The following is a 17,557-nucleotide window of genomic DNA, read 5'->3' as shown; positions in this document are numbered from 1 at the left end:
CCTCAGCCCACCCCGTGGCGCTGCAGCCACATTTCCAGCAGCGCGAACTGCCACAGGACCTTGCTTTTCACGGGGGTCCGCCGGCTGTTGGGATTTTCCAGCAGCCCGTCGATGTATTCGGGGCGGAACAGCCCGCGCTGCTTGGCCTCCGGCGCGTGGAGGGCATCGCTGACCATGGTGATGAACGGTTCTTCAAGGTGCCGCAGGGCCGGGACCGGGAAGTAGCCCTTGGGCCGGTCGATCACCGCGGCCGGCAGCAGCTGCCGGCCCAGGTCCTTCAGGATGCCCTTGCCGCCCTGGGTTGCCTTGAGTTCCGGCGGGCAGGACGCGGCGAGTTCCACCAGTTCATGGTCGAGGAACGGAACGCGGGCTTCCAGGCCCCAGGCCATGCTCATGTTGTCCAGCCGCTTCACCGGATCGTCCACCATGAGCAGGTGGGTATCCAGCCGAAGGACGGCGTCCAGGGCTGTCTCGGCCCCCGGCCGGGCCAGGTGGTCGGCGAGGACCTTCCGGCTGACGTCGGTCCCGGGCAGCCACTCGGGCTCCAGGATGCCCAGGAGCTCATCGTGGCTGTGGTCAACGAATGCTGCCGTGAAGGCCGGCAGGGCCTGCTCCCGGGGCAGACCGGCCAGCGGCTGGTGGTAGCCGTATCCGCCGAACACCTCGTCGGCCCCCTGCCCGCACTGGACCACTTTCAGGTGCCGGGACACGGTGTCGGAGAGCAGGTGGAAGGCGGTGACGTCGTGGCTTGCCATGGGCTCGGACATCGCGTCCAGGGCGCCGCCGATGGAAGGCGCAAACTCGGACGTGGGCACGTGCAGCCGTTCGTGCCGGGTGCCGAATTCGCGCGCCACCAGGTCCGAGTACTCGAACTCGTTCCCGGCGTCGCCGCCGGCGCCGTCATCGAAGCCGATGCTGAAGGTGGACAGTCCGTGCTGGCCCTCGTCGGCGAGCAAGGCAACCAGGAGGCTGGAATCCAGCCCGCCGGACAAAAGGACACCCACCGGCACGTCCGCAACCATCCGGCGTCGTACTGCCGTCCGCAGCGCATCCTGCACGGCATCCCGCCAGTCAACCACTGACCAGCCAGCATGCTCCGGCTTCCGGGTGTAGTCCGGCCGCCAGTACTCGCGGTCATGCCAAGTGCCGTCCGGGCGGATGGTGCGGATGGTGGCGGCCGGCAGCTTCTGCACGCCCCGCAGGATGGTGCGCGGCGCCGGAACGATCGAATGCCAGCTCAGGTAGTGGTGCAGGGCCACTTCGTCGATGCCCGTATCGATTCCGCCGGATGCCACCAGCGCGGGCAGGGTGGATGCGAAGCGCAGCTTCCCGGGCAGCTGCGAAACGTACAGCGGCTTGATGCCCAGCCGGTCGCGGACCAGGAGGACCTCTTCCCGCTGCGGATCGTAAATGGCGATCGCGAACATGCCCACCAGGTGATGGACAAAGTCGTCACCCCATTTCCGGTACGCCTTGAGGATCACCTCGGTGTCGCTGGTGGAGCGGAAGCTGAACTCGGGCTCAAGCTCCCGGCGCAGCTCCTGATAGTTGTAGATGCACCCGTTGAAGACGACGGTCAGTCCGCCGTCGTCCTCCATGGGCTGCGCCCCGGCTTCGGAGAGGTCAATGATGCTGAGCCGCCGGTGCCCCAGTGCAACCCAGCCGCCGTTCCAGTGTCCCCTTCCGTCCGGTCCGCGGGAGGCCATGGCCCCCATGATTTTCAGAACTGCTTCCCCCGACGCCGCCCTGCCGTTGAATGCGATCTCGCCGGCTATGCCACACATGTTTCTTCCTTGCTGTTCACTGCGGTTGATGAGGTCCTACTGCTCATGTTCATGCGGTACTTCCCGGACCACACGAATGGTCTTCAGGGTGGGGTCGGCAGGGTCCGGCAGGACCATTCCTGCTTCCACGCCGCTCCTGAGGTAATCGATGGCCGCCTGGTTGATCCGTTCGCCGGGCAGCAGCAGTGGCACGCCGGGCGGGTAGGGGGTGGCCATTTCCGCCGCGATGCGGCCTGGCGATTCCTCAATGGGAATGACTTCCACGGGCCCGAAGAAGGCGTCGCGGGGCAGCATCACGGTTTCCAGGAAGAGGTCCTCTTCCTTGGGAATGACGACGGCGGGCGCCCGGGGCAGGGACGGCGCGGCATCCACCAGCGCGCGCAGGCCGCTGAGCAGCTTGTCCGCTGTTTCGTCATCGTCGGAAACGGAAATGACCGCCTCCGTCCGCCGATGGTCGTTGGTGCCGAGGTCGATCCGGCAGTTTTCCCGCATCCAGTCCGTGGCCTGGTAGCCGCTGATGCCCAGCTGGGAAACGTCGATCAGGATGTGCAGGATGTCCAGGTCGTGGGAGGCTTCCTCGTGGACCAGTTCATCCTCGAGGACGTGCAGCCCGGGGAGCGCCTCAATCTCCTTCCGGACCCGGCGGGCAAGGTTCAGGGCCCGGTCGATCATGGCCTTGCCCTCCTGCACCATCTGCCGCCGCCACCCGTCCATGGCCCCGTAGATCAGGGTGTTGGCGCTGGTGGTGGAGAGGACGTCGGCGCACTGGTTGAGCCGGATGGGGTCCACCAGGTTGCCCTGGAGGTGGAAGATGGAGCCCTGTTCAAAACCCAGTCCCATCTTGTGCACGCTGACCACGCAGATGTCCGCACCGGCATCCATCGCCCATGTTGGGGTGTCCGGATGGAAGGGCAGCTGCGCACCCCACGCCTCGTCCACGATCAGCGGCTTCCCCCGCTTGTGGCAGATCTCAACAATGGCTTCGAGGTCTGCACACGTTCCGTAGGGGGTGGGGCTCACGATCAGAGCCGCGGAAGCATCCGGGTACCGCTGCCACATCTCCTCAACCGTTTCCGGTGCCGGCGGGTGGCTCATCTTCAGCTCGTCGTCCCAGCGCGGCTTGATCCAGCGGGGCTGCAGCCCGGACAGCACCAGGCCGGACACCACCGATTTGTGGGCGTCACGGCTGATCAGCAGGTCCCCCTCACCGCGCGTCACGGCCAGGATGGCGGCCTTGATGGAGAGCGAACTGCCGCAGGTGGAGAAGAAGGCCTTGTCAGCGCCGACGGCGGCCGCCAGCAGTTCTTCAGCTGTGGACAGGTAGCCGTTGGAAGACTTGCGGTCGTCCAGTCCTGAGGAGGCAACGACGTCGGCCTTGAAGCTTTGCTCCCCCAGCACCTCCAGCACGCGCGGGTCCACGCCCCGCCCCTGGCGGTGCGCCGGCGGCGTGAAGCCGTACCGGCCCAGCTTCTGGTGTTCCGCCAGCGCGTCAATCACTGGTGCCTGGTTCTGGTCCAATTCATTCTGGCCCAAGGGGGACCTCCTGGTGTCGGTTTACAGAGTCTGGTTGTCCAGCTGCGGTGTGCCACCCTGCGTGGGTCCGGGGGCGTTCCCCTGCAGCAGCTTGGTGGGTTGCCTGCGCCGGCGGGCGGGCACAGCCTGCCCCCGCACGGACGTTGCGGGCAGGGCCGTGGTGTCGACGGCCTGGGCGATCATGGCGGGAAGGTTCCCTAACCGGCCGAACCATTCCCGCTGGGCAGCGGCCCCGGTCCCCCTGGCCATCACTTGGAACAGCAGCAACTCCACGGTGGCCAGTTCGTCCTGCTCTTCCAGCACTGGACGGACATGGTCCAGCAGGGCCGCCAGCACATCGGACGCGGGCCGTGGCATCCCCTCAACGGGATCCAGCAGGTCCGTCTCCAGCCCGAACCGGCTGGCCTGCCAGCACGCGAGACGCAACTGGGCGGTGGGCACGGGGGCCGGGGACACGCCGTCGCGCCACTGCCTGGCGGCGGTTTCCGCCAATGCCCGGACCAGCGCGGCCACCAGGACCGCGTCGTCTGCGAACAGGCAGACATCAGCCACCCGGACCTCAACGGTGGGGTGCCGGTCGCTGAGCCGTGCGTCGAAGTAGAGGCTTGCCTTGTCCAGCGGGACGCCGGAGGACAGGATCTGCCTGACGTTTGAGTGGTAGGCAGCGGCGGATCCGAAGATCTCGGTCGGCCCCGTGGTGGGCCACCGGTTCCATGCCTGCGAGCGGTAGCCTGCGTAGCCCGAATCCGTTCCATTCCAGAACGGCGAGTTCGAGGCGAGTGCCTGCAGGACCGGCAGCCAGATCCGGATACGGTCCAGGATGGCCACGCCTTCCTCATCCGATTCGATTTCCACATGCACGTGGCAGCCGCAGGTCAGCTGTTCCACGGCGGTCAGCCCGTACCGCTGCATCAACTGGCCGTACCGTTCACCCGGTGCCACCGTGGAGTCGACGGACAGAGGAGACGTTGCGAGTGCAGCCACCCTGGCTCCGGCCTGCCGCGCCAGGGCATCGGCATTCCTGCGTCCCGCCGTGATGTCGTGGGCGATATCCGCCAAGGTCAGCCGGGGCAGGGTGCAGGTTTCAATCTGTTCCTGCTTCATTTCACTGCTGAGGTTGGGGTATTCCGCGGCGCGCTGCAGGACGCTGCCCAGCGCAACAGGATGGCCGCCGGCAGGATCGACGACGAGGAATTCTTCTTCAACACCTACTCTGCGCGTCATCGTGCACTTCCCATGCAATATGACGTCGCAACAACAACCCGCCTGACTGCGGATTCCAAGAGGTTTTGGGTCAGGTCAGCCACAACAGCTCCCAAGGTCAGCTAGCCGTAGGGCGGCTGCTTCACCTTACCTTCACATAGTAAGCATGCTTATTTCCTTGCTGCAAGCCGGACCAGTGCGGACCCGGCGTTGGCTGGCCTCCGTTTCGCGTGTCAGCGCAGGTCAGAAAGCTTCCGGGTGAACGGACATTGCCGGCGTGGAATCCTGCAGGAATGAAGCGGGTACGGCCGCAACGGACGGCGCCGCTGCCGGGCGCAGGCGGGTCAGGTACTTGGCCCGGGCTGCTTCGACGAACCCCTGGAACAGCGCGTAGTCCTCGGTGAGCTCCTCGGGATGCCACTGGATGCCAAGGGCGAACGTGGCTGCGGGGTATTCAATCGCTTCCACCACCTGCTCTTCTGTCCAGGCCGAGGCAACCAGGCCGTCTCCGAGCTTGTCCACTGCCTGGTGGTGGGCCACGGGAACCATCTGGACGTCGGCCCCGATGAGCTGTGAGAGCTGCGACTCAGGCCGCACTTCCACCGGGATCCGGTTGTACTGGAAGCCGCCCAGCTGGTGCTGGCCATGGCCAACCACTTCCGGCAGGTGCTGGTGCAGGGTGCCGCCGAGGGTGACGTTCAGGAGCTGCTCACCGCGGCAGATGCACAACAGCGGAATGTCCTGGCGGATGGCCTCGCGGATCAGGGCCTGTTCCCAGGCGTCGCGTTCGGGCCGCGGCTGGTCGGTGGCAGGGTGGGGTTCCTGGCCGTACAGGGCAGGATCCACGTCCCAGCCGCCGGGGATCAGCAGGCCGTCCAGCCGGCTTACCAGCACTTCGATGACCCCTGCCGCCACGGGCTGCGGCGGAAGCAGCGCGGGGATCCCGCCGGCAGCGATGATGGGGGCAAGGTAGGTTTCCGGCAGGAACGCGGCACTGACGTCACCACAGCCGGCAGTACCCGCCTGCTCAAGGTAGGTGCTGAGGCCGATGACGGGCTTTACGACGGCGTCCGTGGTTTCCATGTGCTGCTGCAATCCTTCCGGGAAAATCTCTCAGATAAGCGTATAAGAGCCCGGGCCCCGGAATGTTTCAGGCAGGTCAAAATCACATGTCATTGGCGTCACTGCCGGGTGCCGGAATGGAGTGGATCTAGAGGTTGGTCCGGGCCTCCGCGTCCTCCGCATACCTGGCGCCATGGACGGGAATCGCGGCGATCAGGCCGTTCAGCCCGGCCAGCTCCGCGTCAGTAAGGACCAGGTCCGCGGCCGCAATGTTCTCCTCCAATCGGTCCAGTCTCCGGCTTCCGGGGATGGGCACAATCCAGGGCTTCTGCGCCAGCAGCCAGGCCAGGGCGATCTGCCCCGCCGTCGCCCCCTTGTCCCGGGCGATGCTGCGCACAGCGTCCACCAAAGCCTGGTTGTGGGCCATGGCGTCCGGCCCGAAACGGGGGATGCTGGCACGTGCGTCATTGCCGCCGTCGAACGTGCTGGATGCGTCCAGCGTCCCCGTCAGGAACCCCCGCCCCAGCGGGCTGTAGGGGACGAAGCCGATGCCCAGTTCCCCGCAAACACCCAGGACCTCTTCCTCCGGGCGGCGCCACCAGAGGGAGTATTCGCTTTGGACGGCGGTGACGGGCTGGACGGCGTGGGCGCGCCGGATGGTTCCCGCTGCGGCCTCGGACATGCCGAAGCGCTTCACCTTGCCCGCCTCGATGAGTTCCTTGACGGCGCCGGCAACGTCTTCGATGGGAACGTTCGGATCCACCCGGTGCTGGTAGTACAGGTCGATCGCCTCCACGCCGAGCCGCTGCAGGGAGCCCTCCACTGCGGCGCGGATGTGCCCGGGATCGCTGGTGACGTTGCCGCGGGGCTTGCGGGCCGCGGGGTCGATGTCGAAGCCGAACTTCGTGGCGATCACCACCTGGTCCCGGTAGGGGGCCAGGGCCTCCCCCACCAGTTCCTCGTTCGCGAAGGGCCCGTAGATTTCGGCCGTATCAAAGAAGGTGACGCCACGGTCCACTGCCGCCCGCAGCAGAGCCACCATGTCTTTCCGCTCCGGCGTGCTGCCGTAGCCGCCGGTCATGCTCATGCAGCCAAGTCCGATCGCAGAAACCTCCAGGCCGCGGCCGAGTGTGCGCTTGTGCATGTGTGCTCCTGTTCGCTGTGGCAGTTCCGTCCTCCCTTGCCGTAACACGGAAGGACGCGTGGCGGTGATGTTTTGAGCAAATCTTGAGGAATTGGTGCCCCATAGCTTGAGCCAGGCCGGGAATAGTTGCAGGTGCCTGGGCGGCGTCTTGAAGTGGGCGCCGCCCGGCACACCTCCACCCCTCTCCCGCTACGGCCTCAGGCTATGGGATCGAGCCGCTTACGCAGGAGGCAGAATTCGTTGCCTTCGGGGTCCTGCAGGACGTGCCATTGTTCATCGCCGGTCTGCCCCACGTCGGCTGGCCGCGCACCGAGGGCCAGCAGGCGTTCCAGTTCCGCATCCTGGTCGCGGTCCACCGGGTTGACGTCGATATGCAGCGGAAGCCTTCCCACCCGCGGATTGCTGCTGGGGCTCAGGAAGATGGTGGGCTGCAGGCCGCCGAAGCCGGCGTCAGGCGGCCCGATCTCGATCGCACCGTCCTCCCTGTCGATCTCCACATACCCCAGGACATCGCTCCAGAACCGCGCAAGCAGTTCCGGGTCGGCACAGTTCAGGACCAGTTCGCTGATGCGGCATGACATGGTGCCAGTGTACGGACGGCCGCCGCCTGCCTGTGGGCAGACACGGGCGGCAAATTACGACGACGGCAGGCAGCTTCCGCACGCACCTCACCTTCGATGCGCACATCCGCCCTCGACGCGCATCCTCGGTTTCGAGGCGCATCTTCCCCTCCGCGGCCCGCATATCGGGGGCGAAATGGGACCTGCGGGTCGAAAGTGAATATGTGTGTCGCGAACGCCTAGAACCAGCTCGGCGGGAGGCGGCGCCGCTGCGTTGGGGGTATTGCCGCGGCACCTTCTTCCGCCCAGCTGGCGTGCTGTCGCCCGATATCTAAGGGGTCGCGGACAAGCAGATGACCTTGTCGCTGTTGTTGCCCTGCTCCAGGGCAACCTTGGCCGTGGCTATCGTCTGGGTCTGGTCCGCGTAGGTGGCCGTTACGCGGACTGTCAGCGGGGTGGTCGTGCGGTTTGCCAGGACGATCTGCGACGTAATCGTCAGGGTTACCGTGCTTGTTGTACCCAGGGCTACGGATTCTGTATACGAAGGTCCGTAGGTTCCGTTTGCTTGCAGGGCTGCGTAGGTCAGGGTGGCGGGCACTTTTAGCGCGACGGCCGTCAGGGTTGCCACCTTCTGCGGGTTGTCATTGGAACAGGTGAACTGCGAGAACGGCGCCGACGGCCAGGCGCCGGACCCAGTGACGGTCATGGTGGCCGTCGCACTCTGCTGCCAGAGGGCCGACGCCGAGGCGCCACCTACGCCCAGAAGCACCGTAAGTACGAAGGCTCCGAGGGCGGGACCCGCACCGGGAAGATTTGTAAACCGTGCCATTTACACGTCCCCGCCAGCCAAGTGGTCACGCGAACGGGTTTTGCGGACCGACTTGTAGATGGTGATGGCGCCGTAGCCGATGAGGGCCACGGCCGCGATGACCGTCCATATCCCCCGGTCCGAGTTGCCCAGGAAGTTCGCCACGAAACCCACGTAGGGAACGGCATAGAACAGCTTGCCCTTGACCTGGATGGCGCGGACGGGATTCTCGTCGGTGGCGCCGTTGTTGTCGCCCTTGGTGATCAGTGTCTTCTCGCCCTGCTGGGTGGACCCAAACCCGACGATCCGGTGCGTTTCCACCTCCGGCCGGCCCGAATAGAGCTGGAAGGTGATGACGTCGCCGTACTTGAGCTGGTCGAACGGCGCGGGCTTCATCACCATGAACGTGCCCGGCGGGTATTTCGGCGCCATGGAGTTGGTCAGCACCGTATAGGTCTGCGAGCCCGTCGCCACCGGCACCACGATCAGGACCAACGCAGCAAACAGTGCCGCCAGCATGGCAGCCATGCTCAGGAAACGTCCGACGGCGGTCCAGGCGGCGGTGCGCCTGCGTCCCCGCTGCTTCGTGGTCGTCGCCTTCGTCCCGTTCTGCGTTTCCCTGGGATCGTCGTCGCCGCACAGCAGGCGTTCGGTCAGGTCAGCAGCCACTTGGCACCCCGCAGAGCTGACGTGCGGTGAGTTGGAGCGAGATGTTCACTGCTTGTCCTTTCACTGTGGATGGGGCACTGGTGCTGAGACTGATTTGGAAGCAGAAGACCGTGGAAGCGCCTTTGGCTACCGTGGGCGAGACCAGCCCGGCGGTACTGATCGACGCGAAGCCTGTGGTGGTGCTGCATTCGGCGGAGGCAGCGGCCGTTTTGGCGCTGACGCTGACGTAGCCGGCAAGGCTTCCGCCGTTGATGTTCGCGAGGGTGGGCTGGCTTGCCGTAATGGCCGTGTTGAACAGGCCGCCGGCGTTGGTGTTGTTGGTGACCACCACACCGCCGTAGACCGAGGTGCCCGGCCCAAGCGTTCCTGCCGGTGACAGGGTTAGGGTGGCGGCAGTTCCGTTCCCGAGCGTCATGGCGGTTGTTTGTCCGGTGTTGACCGCCGTCAGCGCCGTATCGAACGACGCCGACGTAACGGTTCCCGGGGAGGCGGCCGCCGCCGCACTCCACAGCGCGTAGGTTCCCTGCACTGTGAACAGGCCCAGGACCACTGCGACGGCGGTCAGCGCTGCCGCCTGCAGCCTGCGCTTGATGCGCATGGTGTCCTCCTGGTCCTGGTCCCCTGCTTCGGTCGCTCTAGGCGGGCGGCGTTTCAGCCACCCGTCCAGGCATTGCTAGGCCCCCGCCTGGAGCACCTGGGAAAGCGCGAACTCGACGTTGTTGAAGTTGTACGTCTTGTTGGTATCCACCCGGCCTGTTGTCCCGGATTTGAACTCGAATGTGATGGTTGCGGTGACCTTCTTGGAGGTGGTGAGCGGATTAGCAACAACATCAGTTGCTCCGAGAGTCAGTACTGGCGCCGAAACGATGACACTGTCGCCCACGAATCCGTTGGAAGCATTTGCACCGCTTGCGGTGATGTTCGCTGCCATCTTGGTTCCCGAAAGCGTCACATCCAGATCCTGCCTGAAGGTGAGCAGGTCACCGGGAACTACCAAGTACGTGCCGTCCTTGATCTTGGCGGTGATGTCGGTGCCGACGCGATCCGTCCAGACACCAGGGGTGCTGTTCAGACCAATCTTGAGATCGCCCGAAACGATGCTGCCAGGAGCGGCGGTTGCCTGGTCGTTCCATGCGGCCAGCGTCCCGCCGCCGCCCAGCAATAATGCTGCGCCAACGGCGATGGCTGCGGTTCCCTTGATCAGAGTGCTGTTCTTCATGGTGTGTCCCCTCAGACTTTGTGGTGTGTTGGTCTAACTGGGGACAACATTGCCCGGCCAACCTCAGGAAGGGAGGGGGTAAAAGGTCAACGAAAGCTCAAGTTATTTGAAAGTTCAACACGCGTCTGACCTGCGGTTTCATTCAAATTCGCTCATTTGCGGAGCCTCGAGCAGCAACCGGCACCAGGCATCGCTGAGCCAGCCGGCGAACTGGTCAGGGCTCCAGTCGCGCTGGTCCACCAACAGCACCCAGTATTCGGGCCCGTTCATGCTCCAGACGGCGTCGGCGAGTTCGGCGGCCGGGCGGTCGGTGCGCAGTTCCCCCGTGGCTGCAAGATCCTCGACGAACTTCAGCATGTTGGCCGCGCGCCGGTCGGAAATTTCCTTCCAGAGTGCAGCACAGTCCGGATCGGTGCCGGCTGCGTCGCGGAGCGCCACATATACAGGAGCCAGCCGGGGTTGGATCCTTGCCAAAGCCTGCGCATAAATCCGGATCTTCTCAGCTGCACTTGTCGCTTCCCGCATCCGGATCACATAGCCGCGCTGCTCCGCCGGTACGGCCTGGCCGGTCCCCGAGATGGCTGTTTCCACCACTTCCCGCAGCAGGTCCGGCTTGCGGCCAATGGCGGCGTAAATGGTGTCGACGGCGACCCCTGCCCTCCGTGCGATGCCAGCCACGGTGGTGGAACGGTAGCCCTCCCCCACGAAGAGCTCACGGGCAGCAGCCAGGACGGCGTCGCGGGTGGCTGCCGCCTGTTCCTTGCGCCGTGGCGAGTGATAGCGGCGTGCCGGGGCATTGACTGCATTCATCGGCAGGCCTACCCTGATTTCATCCGAAGTGTATTCGGATGAATCTTAGCAGGAAGCCTGGACCGGCGGTGACAAAGCTGTGGTGAAGCAACGGCAAAGCGCAGCGGTCGCACGAATAGGAGGCCCAGGGCGGAAGGGCAGGGCGTCATGTCAGAGCACTTCGACACCGTGGTGATCGGCGGCGGCCAGGCAGGTTTGGCCATGGGCTACCACCTCTCCCGCCTCAAGCGTCCCTTCGTGATCCTGGACGAGAACGCCAGGACGGGTGACAGCTGGCGTACCCGCTGGGACTCCCTCCGGCTGTTCACGCCGGCACGTTACGATGCACTTCCCGGCAGCCACTACCCCGCGCCGCCGTGGTCCTACCCGTCCCGGGAGGAGTTCGCCGACTACCTCAGCAGTTATGCGGAAAAATACGGACTGCCGGTGAGGAACAACGTCCGGGTGACCAGCCTGAGCCACAACGGACACAGTTTCGCCATCGAAGCCGAGGGCCGGCACTTCGAAGCGGACAACGTGGTGGTCGCCGCCGGCTGGGACCGGAAGCCCAAAGTGCCGGCGTTCGCCCAGGACCTCAACCCGGCCGTCCACCAGTTGACGGCGGCCAGCTACAGGAGTCCAAAAGAGCTCGCAGCAGGCCCCGTGCTGGTGGTCGGTGCTGGCAACTCCGGTGCGGATATCGCGCTGGAGCTGGCAGCCACCCGAAAGACCCATCTCTCCGGCAGGCACCCCGGTGAAATCCCCTGGCCCATCGACGCCGTGGCCGCACGGCCACTCACCCTCGCCGTCTTCTTCGCCTTCTCCCATATCCTGACGCTGAACACGCCGATGGGCCGCAAGGCCCGGCCCCAAATCCTCGCGCACAGCGGACCACTGGTCAGGGTGAAGAACCGCGACCTGGTGCGTGCCGGCGTCGAACGCGTTCCCAGGACGGAAGGCAGCAAAGACGGCCTGCCGCTGCTCGCGGACGGGCGGACCCTGGAGGTGGCAAACGTCATCTGGTGCACCGGTTTCCGCCCGGACCTCGGCTGGATCCACTTGCCGGTGTTCGGCCCGGACGGCGGGCCGGAACAGGACTGCGGCGTGGCCAGGGCGCAGCAGGGACTGTACTTCCTGGGCGCCATCTTCCAGCAGTCGCTGGCCTCCTCCATGGTCCATGGCGTGGGCAGGGATGCGGCCTTCATCGCACGGCACATCGCAGCAACGGAAACAGCCGCCAAACTCAGGCCGGAAGGTTCAGCTGCTCCACAATGATCCGGGCGGTGGCGGGGTCGCCAAGGATTCGGAAATGCCCCGCCACAGGCAGTTCGATGTTGGTGGCCCCGGGCAGGATGCTCCGTTCGGGAATGTGCGGATCGAACGGCCCGTAGATGGAGGTGATGCGGCTGTTGATGGTCAGCTCGCGCGACATCTGGAGCGTCAGGGCGTTCTTTGGCGAGAAGATCCGCAGGCTGGGCAGCAGCATGTACCGGGCATAGCGGGAGCCGGAGAAGGGCGCACACACGGCGATCATTCGGTCAATCCGGTGCTCCGGGTCCAGGGACAGCATGGCGTATTTGCCGATCAGGCCGCCCTTGCTGTGCGCCACCAGGATGGCATCGCGCAGCCCCGCTTCCTCCAGGTGCTGGGCCACCAGCTTCGCGGCGTCCGGCACCTTCATCTTGTTGCGCTGGAGCACCGTGACCACGTGGACGGGATGTCCGGCGTCGTGAACGGCGTGGATGAGCGGCATCATGAACTGCCAGTTCTCATACACGCCGGGGATGATCAGCACGGGCGCGCGGTTGCCGGTGCGGAAGGACTCCGGCTTCACCCGCGACAGGAATCCGCGGACCTGCCAGCCCGCGGCGTAGGCATAGTCCTGGGCCCACCACACGGCTTTTTGCAGCGGACTGATGCGGGCCTCGGCGCCGGGATCACTCATGTGTCGAGAATATCCTCGCCACCCGCACTACCCAGCAATCCGGCCCGCAAACACGCGTTTGCTCCATCAGATCTGGTCCCTAAAACACCGGCTGATTCAAGGGGTCGTTGCAACACCTGAGTGATTGGGGTGTTGTCATGGGTTTTGGTCGGCCTGAGGTGTTGCGTGAGGTGGTTCGGATTTTCTGGGAGGCGAGGTCTTCTGGAGCGTCTGATGAGTTGGCCGCGGAGGCTGCCGGTCTTTCTCCGTCAGCGGCTCGGGTGATCGTCCGTCAGCATGGTGGGGTGAATCCTGCAATTAGGCCTGCCTGCCGGCGGTACTTGTCCTTCCGTGAACGCGAGCTGATTGCGGTCTGGCGGGCGGCCGGGTGTGGGGTGCGTGAGATCGGCCGGCGTTTGGGCCGGAGCCCCTCGTCGATCAGCAGGGAACTGGGCCGCAACATCCGCAACGGTGGCCAACGCCCTTATCTGGCGTCCTCGGCGCAGAATCGGGCGCAGAAGCTGGCACGCAGGCCCAAGACCCGGAAGCTGGCCGTTAACGAGGCCTTGGCACTCTACGTTGCCGGGATGCTGACGGCCCGGGAACGGTTATCCCCCGAACAGATCAGCGCCCGGCTGCGGATCGATTTCCCCGATGATGAAAGCATGCGCATCAGCCCCGAGACGATCTATCAGTGCATCTATATCCAAGGCCGCGGCGGGCTGAAGGCCGAGCTCACCGCTGCCCTGCGGACGGGCCGGGCCGTGCGCCAACCGAACCGGCGGGCCGGGAACCGAAAGCCCCGGGTCCCGAAAGAGTTACTGATCAGCGAACGCCCCGCGGAGGCCGATGACCGGGCTGTTCCCGGACACTGGGAGGGCGATCTGATCATCGGTACCCCCGGCACCGGGGCGATCGGAACACTCGTGGAACGCAGCAGCCGCTTCGTGATGCTCCTGCACCTGCCCAACGGGCACACCGGCGAGCAGGTACTGGCCGCTATCGAGGAAACCCTGCCTACGCTGCCGGCTCAGCTGCGCCGGTCCCTGACCTGGGACCAGGGCGCGGAGATGGTCGGCATTCATGAACGCGTCAGGATCGCCACCGGAGCGGACGTCTACTTCTGCGACCCCCACTCACCCTGGCAACGCGGCACGAATGAGAACACCAACGGACTCCTGCGCCAGTACTTCCCCAAAGGCATGGACCTCACCAAAGTCACGCCCGAAGACCTCGACTACGCTGCCGCCGGACTCAACGGCCGCCTGCGCAAAACCCTCGGCTGGAAGAAACCCGCACAAGTCCTCCAGCAAATTCTGGAAGAATCAGCCGCATAGGACGTGTTGCGACCACCACTTGAATCCGCCACCTGTTTAGGGACCAGAAGTGATGGAGCAACTAGTAGTTGCGGCGGTGCTTCAGGCGGGGAATGACGACGGCGAACACGGCCGCCGCCGCGAACCCCAGCAGGCCCGTGGCTGAGATCCCCGGACCCAGGGAGGCCAGCGCGGTCACCCCGGAGAGGAGGACGGGGCCGCCGGTGGAGCCGGCGTCCGCCATGAACCGCCAGAGCCCCAGGAACTGGCCGCGGCCGCGGTCCGGCGAGAAGTCGGCGCCCAGGGTCATCACCAGCCCGGAGCTGATGCCGTTGCCAAAGCCGATCAGCAGTGCCGCCAGCAGCAGCCCCACGAAGGAGCCGGCCAGCGGGATCAGGAGCAGCGCCGTACCCATGAGCAGCGTGGACGGAACCGCCACCCACTGCCGCCCCTTGCGGTCCATCAGTTTCCCGGCGGGATAGAACACCAGCATGTCGATGGCGCCGGAGAGCCCGTAGATAAGGGAGGCGGAAGTGGCATCCATGCCCAGATAGTCCGCCCACAGCGGGATCACCACCTGCCGGGAAGACCGCAGCGCACTGAGCAGCAGGATGCCCACGCCCAGCGAAAGGAACACGCCGGCATGCGACACCGCCACGCTCCGAAGCGTGGGCTGGGGGCCCGCGTGCCCGCCCAGGGGGACATCCGGCGTCGCAAGGTCCGGGATGGTGAGGGACAGCAGCGCGGCGGCTGCCATGGCCACCACCCCCACCCAGTAGGCTCCGGCGATGCCGAAGAACTGCATCGCGGCGGCTCCTGCGAAAGGGCCGATGAACACGCCAATGCGGTTCACGCCGCCCAGTGTGGACAGCGCCCGGGCGCGGAACGCCACCGGGACCGCCTCGGTGAGGTACTTCTGCCGGGCAAGGCCAAACACCGCCCCGGACATCCCGACGACGGCCATCGCCACCGCGAGCAGCAACAGTCCGTTTGGGGCCACGGCGGAGGTGGCTGCGGCTGCCAGCGCCAGGCCTGCAGCGACGGCGGCGCCCACGATGGACCAGCGTTCGCCGAAGCGAAGGGTCACCAGGGACGCGGGCAGGTTGAAGAACCAGGAACCCAGCCCGATCAGGGTGACGATCAACGCTGCCACGGCCACCGAGGCGCCCAGGTCGCGGGCAGACAATGCCACCACCGGAAGAATGGCCCCGGTTCCGATCCCGTAGAGCAGCGTGGGCCCGAAAGCGGCCACGGCAATGCTGCGCAGGCTGAAGGGCGGGGAGTCATCCGGGGAAGTCATCAGATTTATCCTATGGCCGCCCCTTCACACGGCAGGACCTGACCCAACCGGGAAAAGCTCACCGGGCCTTGGGCTCGAACCCTGCCAGGGCGCGGAACAGATTGACCACTTCCACCACGGCGCCGATCACGGAGCCCACGATGCCGAGCACCAGGAGCACCCGCACCACCACCGGCCAGCCGGACCAGCCGTCGCCGAAGTCGAAGGGAAAGACCTCCCACAGGCGCAGCACGGCGGCCACCCCGAAGCCCATGACAACAATGTTGCCCAGTGCCAGGAGGGCACGGGCACGGATCACCACGCAGACCAGGTTCACGATGATGCCCGCGATCAGGGACGCGTTGATGAGGTCAACGGCCCGGTCCATGTCCGCTGTCAGGAACGGCAGCACCTGCACACCCCGGCCAGATGTTAATCCCGTACAGCAGCAGGGCGTTGACGATGGCGGAGCCGAGGTTGCCGCTGGGCCGGGTGGTTGTCCTGTCCGCCATGCCAACAGGGTCCGGCAAACCAGCCATGCCCAGAAGTGCCGAAGGTCCCCCCGGCCTCCCCGTTGCCCATCCGTCCGGGATACCCAATCCCGAACACTGGCCGTTCGGCCCTTTTTCGCCGCCCCGCCTGCCAACCACGCTGTTAGTGGAGGTGATGGCAATGTTTACTCTTCGCACCCTGGGCGGCATCGCCCTCTTGATGGCTGGGAGCAGCTGGTTGTGGATCACGCCCTCGTTCGCCACGCGCGGCGTGAACACGTCCAGCATTTGGTGGAACATCACCATGATGCTCGCGCTGCTGACCGTGCTGGGATTCCTGATTGCCACGTGGGGATTGTTTGCCCGGTGGAGCTGGTGGGAATACGCCGCCCTGGCTTCGGCGGCCCTTGGGCTTGTGGCGCTGGTGCCGTTCTGGTTCGCGGCCATTGGCGGGGGCGAAACAGCCGGGACCACGGCGTGGAATGTGTTCGTTCACGTCCTGATGGTGGCCGGTGTGGCGGTACTGCTGCTGGTGCCCCCGCTGGAGCGGTGGGTGAACCAGCAGGTCATGGGTTAGCCGGAATCAGTACCCTTCCAGCACTTCCCTGGCCTTGCCGTTTGCCGCCGCGCTGATCAACTCTTCTGCCACGAGGTGCAGCTTGACGTTGGCGTGCTGGCTCCTGGTGGCAAGGACCTGGAACGCCGCCTCGGCATCCAGGCTCCGCAGGGCCATGACCATGCCTTTCGCCTGCTCGATGACCGCCTTGTGCCCGAACGCGCCCTCGATGGCCTCGGACGCGGCATGCTGGGACTCGATGCGCAGGCTCTGGGTCACATCCACCATGAAGCCGCGTGCCTGCTCCACCCGTCCGGAAGGCGCGGCGACAGCCTGGATGGCCGAAAAAACGCGCCGCTCCCTGCCCCGGGCATCCATGATCCGGTGCAGCAGTGCGCCCTGGCCGCCGCCCTCAAGCAGGTCCGCCCACAGGGCCCGCACCGGCTCCCGGTCCACCGGGTGCTTGTGGGCCATCAGCACCTCAAAGGTGGGCACCACATCACCCGGCCGCAGCCCGTGAATCCCGAAAATGCCCTCGGACCACTGCATGTTTCCGGAAGCGACGTCCAGTTCAAAGGTCCCTGAAGGACAGACCGCGGCAGCGGGCAGCGGGAAGAGGTACGCATCCAACTTCGACCACATCCATGCCTCCCAACAATCGCCCACCCCGGGCGGCCTTCTGGCATAAGAGTAGCTGAACCCGGCGCCCCTAATGTGCCCTGATCGCTTGCGTCAGGACGCGGATTAGGGGGTCACAAAAGCCGCGTGGAGGAGTAGCGTTCGCCTTATGGGGTGCTGAACCGCGTCCCAATCCAAGGGAAGGTCAATTCATGGGTGAGGCATGGATCCGGACGCTGGGCAACGGGCTGGTCCGGGCGGATCGGGTCACCGAGATTTCATCCACCCGCGGGTCCCTTTATGAGGACCAGGGGTATTCATTGAAGGTCATCGTGGACGGCAAGGGCCACGCGTTGATTGACGACGGCGGACTGCAGGGGTCCATGCCGGAGCGGCTGGAATACGCCAGGCACATGGAGGACGCCCTGCTGCTGGCCATCGACGAGGCACGCGAGAGCGACGCGTCGATGGTGATCTCCTACGAGCCGGAGCGGGAGCGCTGGTCTGCAGCTCCAGTTTCAGTCTTAACCGGGCGGCTTCCCGAAGTCGTCTGACGCTGCGCAGCGTGCTGCCCGGGCAACCGTGGGTGCCCGGGCAGCAGC

The 17,557-nt window shown here is 65.7% G+C and carries 20 protein-coding genes; 4 read left to right on the top strand and 16 right to left on the bottom strand.

Features of this window, described 5'->3' with window-relative positions:
• Positions 1-2: 2 nt before the first annotated feature.
• The 11 genes from QFZ60_RS04340 to QFZ60_RS04290 all read right to left on the bottom strand — a co-directional run bounded on the left by QFZ60_RS04340 (position 3) and on the right by QFZ60_RS04290 (position 10,792).
• Positions 3-1,784: an N-acetylglutaminylglutamine amidotransferase gene (locus tag QFZ60_RS04340; protein WP_307088500.1), complete on the bottom strand. Its 1,782-nt coding sequence runs from the start codon at positions 1,782-1,784 to the stop codon at positions 3-5.
• A gap of 36 nt (positions 1,785-1,820) precedes the next feature.
• Positions 1,821-3,317, bottom strand: a complete 1,497-nt coding sequence (locus QFZ60_RS04335) for an aminotransferase class I/II-fold pyridoxal phosphate-dependent enzyme (protein WP_307088497.1) — start codon at positions 3,315-3,317, stop codon at positions 1,821-1,823.
• A gap of 21 nt (positions 3,318-3,338) precedes the next feature.
• Positions 3,339-4,541, bottom strand: coding sequence for a glutamate--cysteine ligase (locus QFZ60_RS04330; RefSeq protein ID WP_307088496.1), 1,203 nt, complete (start codon positions 4,539-4,541; stop codon positions 3,339-3,341).
• Between the two features lie 222 nt (positions 4,542-4,763).
• Positions 4,764-5,603 (bottom strand): gamma-glutamyl-gamma-aminobutyrate hydrolase family protein, encoded by an 840-nt coding sequence (locus tag QFZ60_RS04325; RefSeq protein WP_307088494.1) that lies wholly within the window; start codon positions 5,601-5,603, stop codon positions 4,764-4,766.
• A gap of 127 nt (positions 5,604-5,730) precedes the next feature.
• A complete protein-coding gene (locus tag QFZ60_RS04320; RefSeq protein WP_307088492.1) occupies positions 5,731-6,726 on the bottom strand; it encodes an aldo/keto reductase in 996 nt (331 codons plus the stop codon).
• A gap of 197 nt (positions 6,727-6,923) precedes the next feature.
• On the bottom strand, positions 6,924-7,307 hold the full coding sequence (locus tag QFZ60_RS04315) for a VOC family protein (protein ID WP_307088490.1): 384 nt from the start codon (positions 7,305-7,307) through the stop codon (positions 6,924-6,926).
• Positions 7,308-7,617: 310 nt separating this feature from the next.
• Positions 7,618-8,115, bottom strand: coding sequence for a hypothetical protein (locus QFZ60_RS04310; RefSeq protein ID WP_307088488.1), 498 nt, complete (start codon positions 8,113-8,115; stop codon positions 7,618-7,620).
• Complete coding sequence (locus QFZ60_RS04305; protein ID WP_307088486.1) at positions 8,116-8,763, bottom strand: signal peptidase I; 648 nt, start codon at positions 8,761-8,763, stop codon at positions 8,116-8,118.
• A complete protein-coding gene (locus tag QFZ60_RS04300; RefSeq protein ID WP_307088483.1) occupies positions 8,753-9,361 on the bottom strand; it encodes a hypothetical protein in 609 nt (202 codons plus the stop codon). The genes QFZ60_RS04305 and QFZ60_RS04300 overlap by 11 nt, the downstream gene beginning before the upstream one ends.
• A gap of 75 nt (positions 9,362-9,436) precedes the next feature.
• Positions 9,437-9,982 (bottom strand): alternate-type signal peptide domain-containing protein, encoded by a 546-nt coding sequence (locus QFZ60_RS04295; protein WP_307088481.1) that lies wholly within the window; start codon positions 9,980-9,982, stop codon positions 9,437-9,439.
• A 138-nt stretch (positions 9,983-10,120) separates the two neighbouring features.
• Positions 10,121-10,792 (bottom strand): TetR/AcrR family transcriptional regulator, encoded by a 672-nt coding sequence (locus tag QFZ60_RS04290; RefSeq protein ID WP_307088479.1) that lies wholly within the window; start codon positions 10,790-10,792, stop codon positions 10,121-10,123.
• A gap of 147 nt (positions 10,793-10,939) precedes the next feature.
• Here QFZ60_RS04290 and QFZ60_RS04285 point away from each other — a divergent pair, with 147 nt between their 5' ends.
• Complete coding sequence (locus QFZ60_RS04285; RefSeq protein WP_307088478.1) at positions 10,940-12,046, top strand: NAD(P)/FAD-dependent oxidoreductase; 1,107 nt, start codon at positions 10,940-10,942, stop codon at positions 12,044-12,046.
• Here the strand turns inward: QFZ60_RS04285 and QFZ60_RS04280 are convergent.
• On the bottom strand, positions 12,015-12,716 hold the full coding sequence (locus tag QFZ60_RS04280; RefSeq protein WP_307088476.1) for a triacylglycerol lipase: 702 nt from the start codon (positions 12,714-12,716) through the stop codon (positions 12,015-12,017). The two genes, QFZ60_RS04285 and QFZ60_RS04280, sit on opposite strands and share 32 nt — an antisense overlap.
• Positions 12,717-12,853: 137 nt before the next feature.
• Between QFZ60_RS04280 and QFZ60_RS04275 the strand changes: the two genes are divergently transcribed.
• A complete protein-coding gene (locus tag QFZ60_RS04275; RefSeq protein ID WP_307088475.1) occupies positions 12,854-14,032 on the top strand; it encodes an IS30 family transposase in 1,179 nt (392 codons plus the stop codon).
• Positions 14,033-14,093: 61 nt separating this feature from the next.
• On the opposite strand, the gene QFZ60_RS04270 is transcribed toward QFZ60_RS04275, so the two are convergent.
• From QFZ60_RS04270 to QFZ60_RS04260, 3 genes are read right to left on the bottom strand one after another with little or no spacing between them, the layout of a single operon-like run.
• Entirely contained in the window at positions 14,094-15,311 is a 1,218-nt protein-coding gene (locus tag QFZ60_RS04270; protein WP_307088473.1) for an MFS transporter, read from the bottom strand.
• Between the two features lie 58 nt (positions 15,312-15,369).
• Positions 15,370-15,678, bottom strand: coding sequence for a hypothetical protein (locus tag QFZ60_RS04265; protein ID WP_307088471.1), 309 nt, complete (start codon positions 15,676-15,678; stop codon positions 15,370-15,372).
• Positions 15,662-15,802, bottom strand: coding sequence for a hypothetical protein (locus QFZ60_RS04260; RefSeq protein WP_307088469.1), 141 nt, complete (start codon positions 15,800-15,802; stop codon positions 15,662-15,664). The genes QFZ60_RS04265 and QFZ60_RS04260 overlap by 17 nt, the downstream gene beginning before the upstream one ends.
• A gap of 160 nt (positions 15,803-15,962) precedes the next feature.
• Here QFZ60_RS04260 and QFZ60_RS04255 point away from each other — a divergent pair, with 160 nt between their 5' ends.
• Positions 15,963-16,358, top strand: coding sequence for a hypothetical protein (locus QFZ60_RS04255; protein WP_307088467.1), 396 nt, complete (start codon positions 15,963-15,965; stop codon positions 16,356-16,358).
• Between the two features lie 6 nt (positions 16,359-16,364).
• Here the strand turns inward: QFZ60_RS04255 and QFZ60_RS04250 are convergent, their stop codons facing one another.
• Positions 16,365-16,979, bottom strand: coding sequence for a PAS and ANTAR domain-containing protein (locus tag QFZ60_RS04250; RefSeq protein WP_307088465.1), 615 nt, complete (start codon positions 16,977-16,979; stop codon positions 16,365-16,367).
• Between the two features lie 188 nt (positions 16,980-17,167).
• Here QFZ60_RS04250 and QFZ60_RS04245 point away from each other — a divergent pair, with 188 nt between their 5' ends.
• A complete protein-coding gene (locus QFZ60_RS04245) occupies positions 17,168-17,509 on the top strand; it encodes a hypothetical protein (protein WP_307088463.1) in 342 nt (113 codons plus the stop codon).
• Positions 17,510-17,557 lie beyond the last annotated feature (48 nt).

The organism is Arthrobacter sp. B2I5, assembly GCF_030816735.1.
In the GTDB taxonomy this organism is placed as follows: Bacteria; Actinomycetota; Actinomycetes; order Actinomycetales; family Micrococcaceae; genus Arthrobacter.
This window is presented reverse-complemented; position numbering and strand designations above follow the sequence as displayed.

Excerpts from the sequence above, each read along its gene's own strand:
- QFZ60_RS04290 (WP_307088479.1), bottom strand. The coding sequence starts at position 10,792 with ATGAATGCAGTCAATGCCCCGGCACGCCGCTATCACTCGCCACGGCGC.
- QFZ60_RS04280 (WP_307088476.1), bottom strand. The coding sequence starts at position 12,716 with ATGAGTGATCCCGGCGCCGAGGCCCGCATCAGTCCGCTGCAAAAAGCC.
- QFZ60_RS04320 (WP_307088492.1), bottom strand. The coding sequence starts at position 6,726 with ATGCACAAGCGCACACTCGGCCGCGGCCTGGAGGTTTCTGCGATCGGA.
- QFZ60_RS04330 (WP_307088496.1), bottom strand. The coding sequence starts at position 4,541 with ATGACGCGCAGAGTAGGTGTTGAAGAAGAATTCCTCGTCGTCGATCCT.
- QFZ60_RS04325 (WP_307088494.1), bottom strand. The coding sequence starts at position 5,603 with ATGGAAACCACGGACGCCGTCGTAAAGCCCGTCATCGGCCTCAGCACC.
- QFZ60_RS04250 (WP_307088465.1), bottom strand. The coding sequence starts at position 16,979 with ATGTGGTCGAAGTTGGATGCGTACCTCTTCCCGCTGCCCGCTGCCGCG.
- QFZ60_RS04265 (WP_307088471.1), bottom strand. The coding sequence starts at position 15,678 with ATGGACCGGGCCGTTGACCTCATCAACGCGTCCCTGATCGCGGGCATC.
- QFZ60_RS04285 (WP_307088478.1), top strand. The coding sequence starts at position 10,940 with ATGTCAGAGCACTTCGACACCGTGGTGATCGGCGGCGGCCAGGCAGGT.
- QFZ60_RS04260 (WP_307088469.1), bottom strand. The coding sequence starts at position 15,802 with ATGGCGGACAGGACAACCACCCGGCCCAGCGGCAACCTCGGCTCCGCC.
- QFZ60_RS04310 (WP_307088488.1), bottom strand. The coding sequence starts at position 8,115 with ATGGCACGGTTTACAAATCTTCCCGGTGCGGGTCCCGCCCTCGGAGCC.
- QFZ60_RS04315 (WP_307088490.1), bottom strand. The coding sequence starts at position 7,307 with ATGTCATGCCGCATCAGCGAACTGGTCCTGAACTGTGCCGACCCGGAA.
- QFZ60_RS04295 (WP_307088481.1), bottom strand. The coding sequence starts at position 9,982 with ATGAAGAACAGCACTCTGATCAAGGGAACCGCAGCCATCGCCGTTGGC.
- QFZ60_RS04300 (WP_307088483.1), bottom strand. The coding sequence starts at position 9,361 with ATGCGCATCAAGCGCAGGCTGCAGGCGGCAGCGCTGACCGCCGTCGCA.
- QFZ60_RS04245 (WP_307088463.1), top strand. The coding sequence starts at position 17,168 with ATGGGTGAGGCATGGATCCGGACGCTGGGCAACGGGCTGGTCCGGGCG.
- QFZ60_RS04255 (WP_307088467.1), top strand. The coding sequence starts at position 15,963 with ATGTTTACTCTTCGCACCCTGGGCGGCATCGCCCTCTTGATGGCTGGG.
- QFZ60_RS04275 (WP_307088475.1), top strand. The coding sequence starts at position 12,854 with ATGGGTTTTGGTCGGCCTGAGGTGTTGCGTGAGGTGGTTCGGATTTTC.
- QFZ60_RS04340 (WP_307088500.1), bottom strand. The coding sequence starts at position 1,784 with ATGTGTGGCATAGCCGGCGAGATCGCATTCAACGGCAGGGCGGCGTCG.
- QFZ60_RS04270 (WP_307088473.1), bottom strand. The coding sequence starts at position 15,311 with ATGACTTCCCCGGATGACTCCCCGCCCTTCAGCCTGCGCAGCATTGCC.